The organism is Methanocrinis sp., from assembly GCF_049974945.1.
Classification (GTDB): Archaea; Halobacteriota; Methanosarcinia; order Methanotrichales; family Methanotrichaceae; genus Methanocrinis.
The window spans coordinates 1-11,683 of the sequence record NZ_JBNGCU010000058.1; the positions used below are offsets into that span (position 1 = coordinate 1).

Genomic DNA, 11,683 nt, shown 5'->3' on the forward strand with positions numbered 1-11,683 from the left:
CTTGAAAATCCGGCAATCCAAGGCACCCACCTGTGAATGGGCAACGTCTTATTTCTTGAGAATGCTGGATCACTAAAAGATGCTTTCTTCTCATCTATGGGAGAGCCCGCCCCATCAGTAGTGACAGATGATAGCTGAACTTGCGTAGTAGTGGTTCTAGTCATCGTGGCCACCCATATTTTTTTGGATAATTTTATTTTTGACTGTAGATGTTATCATTGATTTTTCCGCTAACCATGCTAGAACAATATTCCTCACAATATCTGCATCGCCTTCACCAAATTCCCCTCTAAAGCATGATATTAAATCCCATTGGCTTTCTGTAAAAGCTACTTGGATTCTCTTACTCTTGCTCATATGTGTCTCCAAAAACACTACAGATATACAAATCAGCTATAAGGATATATACTTTTCCACTCGCTTTTCACAGAATCCAGAAAAAGAAGATCGACGCCCGCTAGGCGATCAGAGCTGTGCGGGGAAGGTCTCTCCGACTTTCGAGCCCCTCGGAGAGATCAGAACAGCGTTTTTTTATCTGAACCGGCACAGGTGGAGCAGATACCTCCGGCAGAGGTCGAGGAAGCCCCCCATATGAGCACCGCCGCAGGCATATAGTGTTGAGCCCATCAAAAAAACCACTGGAGCCAATGGTGCAACCCTCGCACTGCACCGCGGCTCAGGCTCGGCTCTGAGCTCGAATAAATGATGGGTGATCCGTTGAAAGAGAAGAGCACATGGGAAGAGTTCTTTGATGCGCATGCGCCGGTCTACGAGGATAACGTCTCCACCAAGAACACGATTCGAGAGGTGGACTTCCTCATCGAGGAGCTGGCCCTCCCGCCCGCAGGCTCGATCCTCGACGTCGGGTGCGGGACGGGACGCCACTCCATCGAGATCGCTCAGGCAGCGGCTACTCAGTCACCGGGCTGGACCTGTCCCGTGAGATGCTCGGACGGGCCGCGGCGGCGGCTGAGGCGGCCGGGGTCTCCATCGAGCGAGTCCGCGCCGAAGCCGCCCGGTTCTCGCTACCCGAACGGTACGACGGCGCCATCTGCTTCTAGCGAGGGGGCCTTTGGCCTCCTCGGCGCGAAGGACGACCCCATCGGCCAGCCATTGTCGATCCTCTCCAACATCTCCCGATCCCTGAAGCCAGGGGCGAAGGGGCCTCGATCTGGACGAGATCGAGATCATGATCGTGGCCCGCAAAACCGCCGAGCCATCGGCTGCGTGCGGGTGGTTTTGATCATCGGTCTGAGCTCTAGGCCCTCAGGGGCAGTTCACGAAAGGGGACATCTCTTGATCCGGCCCGCCCCTCCTGGTGGAGCGCTTCGACTTTCGCGCCGCCCGAAGAGATCGGGATAGTATTTTGTATCAGGACCGACACAAGAGGAATAGATGACACTTACAGAGGTCCAGAAAGAGAGCAGATCCTTACGTGCCTCCGACTCCTGCGGAGACTTCAGCGAGGAGTTCATAGCCGACGTGCTGGAGGCGAAGAGAGAGGCGGAGCTGGGCCTGGGAAAGCGTTTTGACGAGGTCGAGGACCTGACGGCAGATCTGCTTGAAGACTGAAATCCTCGCGATTTTATGACTTATGCCTCCGCCACAGGGAGAGGTGGAGGAGGAGGTGAGCGGGTCGATCGGGAAGACCGGTCACCTAGCCCCTCTATTTTACGAAGGGATCTTCTCCACCCGTATCGCGCAGGCCTTGTACTCCGGGGTCTTGGCCACCGGATCCAGGGCGGCGTTGGTGAGGAGGTTGGTGAGAACATCCTGGTAGTGAAAGGACATGAAGGCGACGCCGGGAGACGACTTCTCGGTGACCCTCGCCTTCACCCTCACCTCGCCCCGCCGGGACTTTACCAGGACCGTCTCCCCGTCGGTGATCTCCAGCTCCCCGGCGTCGGCGGGGCTGATCTCGATCGTCTCCTCCGGCCAGACCCACATGATCCCTTTGGAGCGGCGGGTCATGGAGCCGCAGTTGTAGTGCTCTCTTCTTCTGCCGGTGGTGAGGATCAATGGGTACTCGGGGTCGGTCACCTCGGCGGGGGGCCTGTGCTCCACGGCGTTGAACTTCCCCAGGCCCCGGCTGAAGCAGCCCACGTGCATCGTCTCCGTCCCCGGATGATCCAGGGAGGGGCAGGGCCACTGGAGGCCCCGGTCTGCCAGCCGCGAGAAGCAGACCCCCCCGAACATGGGCGCAAGCTTCGCGATCTCCTCCATGATCTCCGAGGGATGGCCGTAGGCCATCGGATAGCCCATCTTCTCGGCGATGACGCAGATCGTCTCCCAGTTGGCAAGGCCGGCCAGGGGAGGGATGGCCCGGTTCACCCTCTGAATCCGCCGCTCGCCGTTGGTGAAGGTCCCGTCGCACTCGGCGAAGCTTGCGGCGGGGAGGATCACGTCGGCGTACCTGGTCGTCTCGGTGGGGAATATATCCTGGACCACGAGAAAGTCCAGGGCCGCGAGGGAGGAGCGGACCCGGTTGGTGTCGGGGTCGGTCTGGGCGGGATCCTCCCCCAGGATGTACATCCCTCTGATCCCTCTCCCTCCCTCTCCTTCTCCCTCTCCACTTCCTCCTGCCGCGAGCTGCTCCAGCATCTGGGTGGAGGTGAGGCCGGGCTTCTCGGGGAGCCGGACCCTCCAGGCCTCCTCGAACTTGGCCCTGGCGGCGGGGTCGGCCACCGGCTGGTAGCCGACGTAGCTATTGGGGAGCGCCCCCATGTCGCAGGCCCCCTGGACGTTGTTCTGACCCCGGAGGGGCATTATCCCCGTCGATCGCCGGCCGACGTTTCCCGTCAGCATGGCCAGGTTGCCCAAAGACATCACGTTGGCGGTCCCGGTGACGTGCTCGGTCATCCCCAGGCTGTAGATGATCATCGCCTTCTGGGCCCCGGCGTAGAGCCGGGCCGCCTCAATGATAGCCTCCTCGGGGATTCCCGTTATCTCGGCGGCCCTCTCCGGCGGATAGGTCTCCACCACCTTTCTGAACTCCTCGAAGCCTTCGCTGCGGCTGGCGATGAACTCCCGATCCTCCAGCCCCTCCCGGAGGATGACGTTCATCATCCCGTTGAGGAGGGCGATGTTCGTCCCCGGCCGGAGGTTCAGCCAGACCTCCGCCCGGTCCACCAGCTCGATCTTGCGGGGGTCGGCGACGATGATCTTTTTGCCCTTCTTTGCCGCTGCGATCACCTTCAGCCCCACGATGGGGTGAGCCTCGGTGGTGTTGGATCCGATGATGAAGAGCACATTTGCGTCCTCGATCTGGTCGAAGGAGTTGGTGGCAGCACCGCTTCCGAAGCAGGCGGCAAGGCCGGTCACTGAGGGGGCATGGCAGATCCGGGCGCAGTTGTCGACATTGTTGGTGCCAAAGACGGCCCGGGCGAGCTTCTGGACCAGGTAGTTCTCCTCGTTGGTGCACCTTGATGAGGAGAAGGCCCCCAGGGAGTCAGGGCCGTATTCGTTTTTGATCTCAGAGAACCTCCGCGCGACGAGGTCGAGGGCCTCCTCCCAGCTCGCCTCTTCGAGGCTGCCGTTCCGCCTGATCAGGGGGGTCGTCAGCCGGTCGGGATGGTGGACGATCTCGTCGAGGCCGAAACGACCCTTGACGCAGAGCTGCCCCCGATTCACCGGCCCCTCTCGATCCGGAGAGACGGAGACGATCCTCTCCTCCTCGATCCCCAGCTCCAGCCGGCAGCCCACCCCGCAGTAGGGGCAGACGGTGGAGACCAAGGTATCCGGCTGCACCCATTTCTCCGAGCGGACGGAGAGGGCGCCGGTGGGGCAGGCGTCCACGCACGCGCCGCAGAACTTGCAGTCCGAGTCCTGCAGGGATAAGGGCCCTATCCAGTGCATCCGGTGAAAGTCGGGGTTGCTGAACAGGACTCCCTCCCCCCGGACTTCGTCGCAGATCCGCACGCATCGGCTGCACATGATGCAGAGGTTGTAGTTTCTATCGAAGAAGGGCTCCCTCAAGACCGGCATATCTCTAAAAGAGTGCTGGTATCGAACCCTCTCCAGGCCGATGAACTCCACCGCCGCCTGAAGCTCGCATCTCCCGTCTTGGGGGCAGAACTTGCAGCCCACGGTCACCGGAAACTTCTTCATGCACTCGCGCAGCTCGGTGCATTCGTCCTTCCGCTCGCAAAAGAGGCATGACGTGGGATGATTGGTGAGGGCGAGGATCATCTCCAGGGTGTTTCTTCTCATCTCCTGTAGCTCTTCAGTCCGGGTCTGGACCACCATCCCCTCCTCCGCCAGGGTGTTGCAGGAGGTGGGATAATAATCGAGTCCCTCTACCGAGACGATGCAGAGCTTGCAGGAGCCTGTGGGCTTCAGGTCCGGATGATCGCAGAGCGCCGGCACATAAGAGCCCGCCTTTCGGGCCGCATCGAGAATGGTGGCCCCCGCGGGGACTGTCGCCTCTCGACCATCGATGATAATTCTGATTTCCGACATGTTCCCAACCGCGCCGGAGACTGGTGATGATTAATTGTATTAGAAGGTTACTGTGATCATTCACATGGGGCTTGAAAGATAAGCACTTTTGTTTAGACCAAGAGCGAAGGTCATCTCTCCCGACACCATCTTATCGCCCGACGATCATCCAGCTCCGATGAATCCCGACAAGATCGATGAGATCCTCGCCTTCCACCGGGATCAGAAGGAGAAGATCGACGCCCGCCTCGCCGAATTCCGGCGGATCTGGGCTGGGGGGACAGACTGCGACCTCTTCGCCGAGCTCGCCTTCTGCCTCCTCACCCCCCAGTCCCGAGCGAGGGTCTGCTGGCCCGCCGTCGAGAGGCTCCGGGGTTGCGAACTACTCTTCTGCGGAAGCGCCGGGGAGGTGGTGGTGGAGCTAGGAGGGGTCCGGTTTGCGGAGACGAAGGCGGGGCGGATCGTTGCGGCCCGCCGTCAGTTCACCCGGGACGGCCGCCTCGCGGTCCGGGCCGTCCTGGGGGGCTTCTCCGATCCTCGCGCCGCCCGGGAGTGGCTCGTCGAGAACGTCCTGGGCCTCGGCTACAAGGAGGCGAGCCACTTCCTCCGAAACATCGGCCTCGGCGAGGAGCTCGCCATCCTCGACCGTCACATACTGAAGAATTTAGCCCTATTGGGCGTCATCGATGAGGTGCCGAAGTCCCTCACCAAGAAGAGGTACCTGGAGATCGAACAGAGGATGATCGCCTTATCCGAAAAGACGAAAATCCCCATGGGCCATCTGGACCTCCTTCTCTGGTCCAAGGAGACGGGCGAGATCTTCAAATGAACTCCCCGAGCTTCCTGTTTTCCTTTCCCCTCTCTGTCTCCATCCCGGCGGACCGTTTGGATCGCCTTGATATCCGCCCTCCGAAAGCCCTTTTGCTGTCTTTTGGGGTCAGGTCCTGACTGTTGTAGTAGACCTCCCAGAGGTCGGAGACGCCGGCGTCGTCCTCGCCGTCTCTCCTCTCCATGAGCTGGCCGAGCTCTTCGAGGGCGCGGGTGACCCCGTCGCCCCGGGAGCGGAGAAGGCCGTCCTCGGTCCGGAGGGATGCCCAAGATCTCCATCCGTCTCCGAGGACGATTATGGTTCCAAAAAACCTTCCCCCGAAGAACTCGGCTACCTCAAACCCTATCTCGTGGTGGGGGCTCATCCGGCCGAGGAGGACCTTTCTTCCAAAAGGCTCAAGCCTCACAAACCCCCTCATCCGATGAATCTCCCCCTGGACTGCGTATATCATCCTCCGCATGCGGACGATCTTCGGGTCCGTCGAGGTCTCGATCTCCAGAGGGGTGAGCTTCTTCGCCCGCTCGATCAGCCTATGGTCGCTGTTCCTGTGGGCCGCGAGAAGCCCGACGAAGTTTTCGGGGGTTCTCATCAGATCCACCGGTCCAGGGTCGTGCCGACTTTTCCATCGATCTTGAGGAAGGGCCCCGCCCGGCGGACCACGACGCCCAGGGCCGCGAGGTCCCTCATCCTCTCGATCCTCTTATCCTTTCTGCGGAGGGCGATCCTCCGAGCGCTCTTCGGGCCGATCCCCGGCACCCTGATCAATTCGTCGAAGCTGGCTGAGTTCGGGTCGATCGGCGAGTCGAGGGTGTTTTGGGCTATCGCCACCTTGGGGTCTCGATCTCGGAGAAAGCCGTCGTCGTCGAAGGCCGCTAGGATCTCTTTTTCTTCCAGGCCGTAGACCCGGAGGAGCCAGTCGACCTGGTAGAGGCGGTGCTCCCGCCAGCTCTGCTCCCTCTCCCTATCTTCGAAGACAGTCCCAGGCACCGGGCTGAAGGCGGAGAAGTATACCCTTCTCAATTTCATGACCCCGTACTCGAGGAGGAGCCGCTCGAAGATCTCCCGGTCGCTCTCCTCGGCGGCCCCCACCACCATCTGGGTCGTCTGGCCCGCGGGAAGGTCTACCTTCTCCGAGAGATCCCTCACGTACCTCTGCCTCGCCAGAATGTCCCTCTCGTAATTCTTCGAGGGGCAGAGCTCCGCCAACTGCGACCTCGACGGAGCCTCCAGGTTGACGCTGACCCGATCCGAGTGCTCCATCGCCTCCCTCACGTGCTCCTTCGACGATCCGGGGAGGATCTTCAGGTGGACATAGCCGTCGAAGTGGTGAGACACCCTCAGAAGCCTCACCGTCTCGATCATCTCCTCCATCGTCTCGTCCTCGCCCTTCCCGATCCCCGAGCTCAAGAACAGTCCCTCGATCCGATTCGTTCGATAGAGGCCGACGGTGATCCTCGCCAGCTCCTGGGGCGAGTAGGAGAAGATCCCCGTGCTTTTTTTGCTGCAAGTGGCGTTGAAGCAGTAACCGCAGTCGTAAGGGCAGGCGTTGGTGTAGAGGGTCTTGAAGAGGCTGACACATCTCCCGCTGCCGGTGAAGGTGTGGCAGAGCCCTCCCCTCATGAGATCGCCGATCCCATTGGTCCCCTCAACCCTCCTCTTCGTCGAGCTGGAGGTGCAGAGGTCGTACCTCGTCCCCCTCCCCAGGGCAGAGACCTTGGCAGGGTCGATCTTCTGTCCGGAGGGCGGGCCCACTGAGTCGAACCTGCTCAGGACGGCGAGACGCGCCATCTTCTCCAGCGTGGTCACAGCTTCAGAAACGAATCCCTTCGAGATAGAGGTTTTGGATCTGCGGCGCGAAAGTATTCTGGTGATGGATATCTGGTGATGGATATCTGGTGATGGATATCTGGTGATGGATATTTGATCCGAACCCGATCGCGTCACGCCTCCGAAAGATTCTTGCTCGGCTGTAGATCAGTCAAAAATGGGTACAATAAGGTGTTGCACTACCAGTTCAACTCTGTAGTCCCGAACCGAAAAGAGGATCTATTCCAAAAAGGCCTCACTTAAAGGTCGGAGCATCAACGGAGTGGTTTTGATTATGGCGATAATTTCGGGAAGAGAGCTCGGAGAGATCCTGGAGCGAGGCGTCGTCCGGGAGATGATCGACCCCGAGGTCCAGGTCCAGATCTGCGGCGTCGACCTCAGCCTCAGATCCGTGGAGCGGTTCGTGACGCCGGGAGCGATCGACTACGACAACAAGGAGCGGCAGGTCTCGAAGACCGAGGAGATGCTTTTCGACGATGCGGGGTGGGTCAGCCTGGAGACGGGGTGCTACCTGGTGACCTTCAACGAGACGGTCAGCATACCCAAGGCCCTGACCGCCCTGGCCAGGCCGAGGTCGAGCCTTCTTCGGAGCGGGGCGACGGTCGAGACCGCCCTCTGGGATCCGGGCTATCAAGGCCGGAGCCAGTCCCTCCTCGTCGTCTTCAACCCTTTGGGGCTGCGGCTGAAGAAGAACGCCCGGCTGATCCAGCTCGCCTTCTACCGCCTTTCCGCCATGGCGGAGAAGGGGTATGACGGAGCTTACCAGAACGAGAACCTCTGATCTGATCCCTCCCGCTCAATCGGCCGAAAGGCGGCGGGAGAGGGGCCGGAGATCGGAGTCCAGCTCGTAGACGACGGGGGCGCCGGTGGGGATCTCGACCTCGGATATCTCATGGTCTGAGATCCCCTCGATCTCCTTGGTCAGGGCGCGGAGGGTGTTGCCGTGGGAGACGACGATAACCCTCCGCCCAGACCTGACCTGGGGGGCGATCCTCTCCTTCCAGAAGGGGACCAGCCGGGCGGTGACGTCCGCCAGGGACTCGGCGCGGGGGAGCCGATCCCGCGGAAGGCCAGTGTACCGCCGGTCGAATTGGGGGCATCTTGGATCCTCGGGATCGAGGAGGGGCGGCGTCTCCCGATAACCCCGCCGCCAGAGATGGACCTGATCCGCTCCGAACTCGGCCTCCACCTCGGCCCGGGTCCGACCCTGCAGCGCCCCGTAGTGCCGCTCGTTCAGCTCCACGGCCTTCGTGACGGGGACCCACTCGAGCTCCATCTCCTCGGAGACGATCCAGAGAGTCCTGATCGCCCTCTTCAAGAGCGAGGTGAAGGCGATATCGAATTCGAGCCCCTCCCGGCGCAGCAGGCGGCCCGCCCTTCTCGCCTCCACCTCGCCCGTGGGCGAGAGGCCGACGTCGGTCCAGCCGGTGAACCTATGCTCCCGGTTGTAGACGGACTGGCCGTGGCGGAGGAGGATGAGGTTGAAGTCGGATCTCATGGAATGGAAAGCCCCGCTTTGTGGGCCGGAAGAGATGGCGTCGGCCCCATTTTGAAGAATCGTAGGCGGGACCAGGAAATACCCTTTGCGATCCGTGCCCGAGATCCGCGAGAAAAAAAATAGATGGTGACCGGGCAGGCCCCTCAGAGCATGGCCCGGGCCGTGGTTATGACGTGGTCGTCTCTGTCCACCACCAGAACCTCTTCTCCGTCCGCGATGTCACGGTCGGCGTCGATCACCTGGCGGCCGAATACCCGGCCGCCCCGTGCGACGAAGGGCACGGCGGCGTCCGATATCACCAGCCTCTTTCTTCTCGGAGTTGCGTTCTCTGGCAAGAGTTATCACCTCTGGAGATACAGGTGGAGCTGATTGGATATGAATTTTTTGGTGAAAAGTGTGATTGGATCTTAAATTGCGGCTTTATTTTCGGGCCGAAACTCCCGGCCCCTCGGCTTCCGCGGTCGCGGGCTCGTCGATCCTCCTTCCGCAGTGGGGGCAGACGGCCGCCACCTCCAGGATCTCGTGAACCCTCCGCTTCGTCCGCGTCATTCAGTTGAAACGTCGAATTTCTCGGATATATACTAATTGGCGTTTTATACTAATTGGCGTTTTTAAATGTCGCCGCCTTCTCTACAGGCCGTTCGATTCGGTTTTTCTCCTATCCGCCCTCCCCCCCATCTGTCATCTTAATATACTCCGGCCTCTTTTTTTGATTATGATCGCATCCTGCATCCAGCTTTCGATCCGGCTCTGCAAACGGAGGGAGAACCTGACCCGAGCCCTGGCCCTGGCCGCTGAGGCCGTCGGAGAGGGGGCGGATGTGCTGGTCTTCCCCGAGCTCTTCCTCACCGGCTTCTGCTACGAAGAGGATCTATCAGACCGTCCCCCCTACCCCTCCCTCGACCCCCTCCGGTCCTTTGTCGAAGAATACGGCTGCATGATGGTGGGGTCAATAGTCGACGGCCGTCTGAACCGGGGCTTCTGCCTCGACGAGTCGGGGATTGGACTTCAGGAGAAGATCCACCCCTTCGGCCCCGAAAAGGATCACTTCGACGGCGGCGGCTCGATATCGCCGATAAAGACCTCCAAGGGGAGGATCGGTCTATCCATCTGCTACGACCTCCGCTTCCCCGAGGTGGCGAGGAAGCTCGCCCTCTCGGGTGCAGACTTTCTGGTCACCATCGCCCAGTTCCCGGCCTCGCGGGGATACCACTGGCAGACCCTCTGCCGGGCGAGGGCGATCGAGAACCAGATTCCCCACCTCGCCTGCAACGCTGCGGGCCCCGAGTTCTGCGGCGGCTCCGCCATCATCGACGCTTGGGGCACGCCCCTTGCGGAGGCAGGATCCGGGGAGAGGGTGATCCTGGCCGAGGTCGACCTCGCCGGGAGAGATCTGATCCGGGAGCAGATCCCGGCCCTGAAAGACCGGCGGCCCGAAATTTACAGATTCCAGAAGGTATGATGATTGATGGCTGAAGCTGGAAGGGCTATCTGAAGGGCGATGGAAAGAAGGCCGAAGACGAAATGACGGATGGATGAGGAAGAGAAGTGGGTGGTACAGATGAAGCCCGAGACGGCGAAGTTCCTCAGATCCCGGTTCAGGGAGTACTATCTGGAGGAGTCCCTGGAGCCGCCGCCCTCGCTAGAAAGGCGGGAGTGGGGTTTCATCCTCTTCGACGACATGCCCAAGTTCGTCATGCGTCGCCACAAGTCCTTCTCGACTCGGTCTGAGCTCGTCGACTACGTGCGAACGCAGGTCCCGGCCCATGCCTACCATTCCGCCGCCCTCTACCAGCGGCCGGGCGCCCCGACCATGCGGGAGAAGGGGTGGCTGGGCGCCGACCTAATCTTCGATCTGGACGCCGACCACCTCCGAAACGCTCCCACCTCTTACAACGAAATGCTCGATCTGGTCAAGGTGGAGACGGAGAAGCTTCTGGACTTCCTCACGGGCGACTTCGGCTTTGCGGGCGAGGAGGTCCGGGTCGTCTTCTCCGGCGGGAGGGGCTACCACATCCACGTCCGGGACCCTCGCATCCTGGACCTCGGGAGCGGCGAGCGGCGCGAGATCGTGGACTACCTGACCGGAAGGGGCCTTGAGGTCACACGGTTCATATCCGAGGGCCAGGCCGAGGGGGACTTCGGCGTCGAGACCGCCGACGTCATCCGCTGCTCTCCCGCAGGCTCCCCGGGATGGGGCAAAAGGGTAAACAGATCGATGATCACCTTCGTCGAGCAGATGCGCGCCCTGGAGGAGAGGAAGGCGGTGAAGATCCTCTCCTCCGTCGACGGGATCGGAAAGCGGAACGCATCAAAATTTCGCCGGAGCCTGATGAGAGACGACGTCCTGGAGCGGATACGGAGGGGTGAGAGCCTCGATCTCTTCCGGGGCAGCTCCAAGTTCTGGAAGCCGCTGATCGAGGAATATCTCGAAGAGGGAGGAGTCCATCTCGGCTTTTCTCGGGACCTGGAGAGCGGCGAGACCGACGAGCCGGTCACCACCGACGTCAAAAGGTTGATAAGGTTCCCCCTCAGCCTCCATGGGGGAACCGGCCTGCGGGTGACGCCCCTCCCCATCGAGGGGCTAGAATCCTTTGACCCCCTCCGCGACGCCGTCGTCTTCAGCGACCGCTCCGTTGAGATATGCCTCCGGGCTGCCTACTCCATCAAGATGCGGGGCGAGAGCTTCGACCTAGCAGAGGGGCCGGCCACCGTACCCTTATATCTGGCCGTCTTCCTGATGGCCCGAGGAGTCGCCGAGCTGGGCAAAGCTTTAGACTGAGAGGGGGCTAGTATCCCTCTCTCCGACCTGGTGTGGAGGTGTACAAATATGAGCGATCTGGATCTGGTGAACCTTTTGCGAAAAGAGCGAAAGGCAGCGGAGCTTTTGCCCCTGGAGCCCGGCTTCTACCAGAAGGTGGGCGAGTACCTGGCGGAGCTGGAGCGAGATCGCAAAGAGGTGAAGGACCCCTACTCGGTCGAGGCCCAGATCGTCGAGGACGAGCTGAAGGCGGCCCGGGGCAGCATTGGGCGGCTGATCGACCTCCGGATCAAGAAGATCACCAGGAAAGTCCAGCGCGCGGGCTCCGCCT

Annotated in this window: 13 protein-coding genes and 1 pseudogene; 7 read left to right on the top strand and 7 right to left on the bottom strand. The window is 61.1% G+C overall.

The genetic code is table 11. The annotated features are described in order from the left end of the window. Positions 1-156: 156 nt before the first annotated feature. Positions 157-357, bottom strand: a complete 201-nt coding sequence (locus tag ACP5EL_RS06900; RefSeq protein ID WP_428401781.1) for a CopG family transcriptional regulator — start codon at positions 355-357, stop codon at positions 157-159. A gap of 360 nt (positions 358-717) precedes the next feature. On the opposite strand from ACP5EL_RS06900, the gene ACP5EL_RS06905 reads away from it, so the two are divergent. Together ACP5EL_RS06905 and ACP5EL_RS06910 are read left to right on the top strand one after the other, a co-directional pair. Next, complete coding sequence (locus ACP5EL_RS06905; RefSeq protein WP_428401782.1) at positions 718-1,362, top strand: class I SAM-dependent methyltransferase; 645 nt, start codon at positions 718-720, stop codon at positions 1,360-1,362. Positions 1,363-1,395: 33 nt separating this feature from the next. Continuing rightward, entirely contained in the window at positions 1,396-1,572 is a 177-nt protein-coding gene (locus ACP5EL_RS06910) for a hypothetical protein (protein WP_428401783.1), read from the top strand. Positions 1,573-1,671: 99 nt separating this feature from the next. On the opposite strand, the gene fdhF is transcribed toward ACP5EL_RS06910, so the two are convergent. After that, entirely contained in the window at positions 1,672-4,458 is a 2,787-nt protein-coding gene (fdhF, locus tag ACP5EL_RS06915) for a formate dehydrogenase subunit alpha (RefSeq protein WP_428401784.1), read from the bottom strand. Between the two features lie 157 nt (positions 4,459-4,615). Here fdhF and ACP5EL_RS06920 point away from each other — a divergent pair, with 157 nt between their 5' ends. Continuing rightward, positions 4,616-5,266: an N-glycosylase/DNA lyase gene (locus ACP5EL_RS06920; protein ID WP_428401785.1), complete on the top strand. Its 651-nt coding sequence runs from the start codon at positions 4,616-4,618 to the stop codon at positions 5,264-5,266. Here the strand turns inward: ACP5EL_RS06920 and ACP5EL_RS06925 are convergent. Together ACP5EL_RS06925 and ACP5EL_RS06930 are read right to left on the bottom strand one after the other, a co-directional pair. Next, positions 5,259-5,855 (bottom strand): DUF4130 domain-containing protein, encoded by a 597-nt coding sequence (locus ACP5EL_RS06925; protein ID WP_428401786.1) that lies wholly within the window; start codon positions 5,853-5,855, stop codon positions 5,259-5,261. The genes ACP5EL_RS06920 and ACP5EL_RS06925 overlap by 8 nt on opposite strands. Further along, positions 5,855-7,072 carry a radical SAM protein gene (locus ACP5EL_RS06930; RefSeq protein WP_428401787.1) on the bottom strand — a complete coding sequence of 406 codons (1,218 nt, stop codon included), beginning with the start codon at positions 7,070-7,072 and terminating at the stop codon, positions 5,855-5,857. Before ACP5EL_RS06930 ends, ACP5EL_RS06925 begins: the two co-directional genes overlap by 1 nt. Before the next feature lie 295 nt (positions 7,073-7,367). Between ACP5EL_RS06930 and ACP5EL_RS06935 the strand changes: the two genes are divergently transcribed. Next, on the top strand, positions 7,368-7,874 hold the full coding sequence (locus tag ACP5EL_RS06935) for a deoxyuridine 5'-triphosphate nucleotidohydrolase (RefSeq protein WP_428401788.1): 507 nt from the start codon (positions 7,368-7,370) through the stop codon (positions 7,872-7,874). A gap of 15 nt (positions 7,875-7,889) precedes the next feature. On the opposite strand, the gene gpmA is transcribed toward ACP5EL_RS06935, so the two are convergent. The 3 genes from gpmA to ACP5EL_RS06950 form a co-directional block, all read right to left on the bottom strand. Further along, positions 7,890-8,591 (bottom strand): 2,3-diphosphoglycerate-dependent phosphoglycerate mutase, encoded by a 702-nt coding sequence (gene gpmA / locus ACP5EL_RS06940; RefSeq protein ID WP_428401789.1) that lies wholly within the window; start codon positions 8,589-8,591, stop codon positions 7,890-7,892. Positions 8,592-8,734: 143 nt separating this feature from the next. Then, entirely contained in the window at positions 8,735-8,926 is a 192-nt protein-coding gene (locus tag ACP5EL_RS06945) for a PUA domain-containing protein (protein ID WP_428401790.1), read from the bottom strand. Between the two features lie 85 nt (positions 8,927-9,011). Beyond that, positions 9,012-9,140 (bottom strand): hypothetical protein, encoded by a 129-nt coding sequence (locus ACP5EL_RS06950; protein WP_428401791.1) that lies wholly within the window; start codon positions 9,138-9,140, stop codon positions 9,012-9,014. Between the two features lie 166 nt (positions 9,141-9,306). Between ACP5EL_RS06950 and ACP5EL_RS06955 the strand changes: the two genes are divergently transcribed. The 3 genes and pseudogenes from ACP5EL_RS06955 to ACP5EL_RS06965 form a co-directional block, all read left to right on the top strand. Beyond that, positions 9,307-10,053 carry a nitrilase-related carbon-nitrogen hydrolase gene (locus ACP5EL_RS06955; RefSeq protein ID WP_428401792.1) on the top strand — a complete coding sequence of 249 codons (747 nt, stop codon included), beginning with the start codon at positions 9,307-9,309 and terminating at the stop codon, positions 10,051-10,053. Positions 10,054-10,152: 99 nt separating this feature from the next. Then, on the top strand, positions 10,153-11,373 hold the full coding sequence (locus ACP5EL_RS06960; protein WP_428401793.1) for a DNA primase small subunit domain-containing protein: 1,221 nt from the start codon (positions 10,153-10,155) through the stop codon (positions 11,371-11,373). 48 nt (positions 11,374-11,421) lie between these two features. Continuing rightward, positions 11,422-11,683 (top strand): annotated as a pseudogene (locus tag ACP5EL_RS06965) (hypothetical protein); the annotation flags it as partial.

Excerpts from the sequence above, each read along its gene's own strand:
- ACP5EL_RS06900 (WP_428401781.1), bottom strand. The coding sequence starts at position 357 with ATGAGCAAGAGTAAGAGAATCCAAGTAGCTTTTACAGAAAGCCAATGG.
- ACP5EL_RS06910 (WP_428401783.1), top strand. The coding sequence starts at position 1,396 with ATGACACTTACAGAGGTCCAGAAAGAGAGCAGATCCTTACGTGCCTCC.
- fdhF (WP_428401784.1), bottom strand. The coding sequence starts at position 4,458 with ATGTCGGAAATCAGAATTATCATCGATGGTCGAGAGGCGACAGTCCCC.
- ACP5EL_RS06920 (WP_428401785.1), top strand. The coding sequence starts at position 4,616 with ATGAATCCCGACAAGATCGATGAGATCCTCGCCTTCCACCGGGATCAG.
- ACP5EL_RS06925 (WP_428401786.1), bottom strand. The coding sequence starts at position 5,855 with ATGAGAACCCCCGAAAACTTCGTCGGGCTTCTCGCGGCCCACAGGAAC.
- ACP5EL_RS06935 (WP_428401788.1), top strand. The coding sequence starts at position 7,368 with ATGGCGATAATTTCGGGAAGAGAGCTCGGAGAGATCCTGGAGCGAGGC.
- gpmA (WP_428401789.1), bottom strand. The coding sequence starts at position 8,591 with ATGAGATCCGACTTCAACCTCATCCTCCTCCGCCACGGCCAGTCCGTC.
- ACP5EL_RS06950 (WP_428401791.1), bottom strand. The coding sequence starts at position 9,140 with ATGACGCGGACGAAGCGGAGGGTTCACGAGATCCTGGAGGTGGCGGCC.
- ACP5EL_RS06955 (WP_428401792.1), top strand. The coding sequence starts at position 9,307 with ATGATCGCATCCTGCATCCAGCTTTCGATCCGGCTCTGCAAACGGAGG.
- ACP5EL_RS06960 (WP_428401793.1), top strand. The coding sequence starts at position 10,153 with ATGAAGCCCGAGACGGCGAAGTTCCTCAGATCCCGGTTCAGGGAGTAC.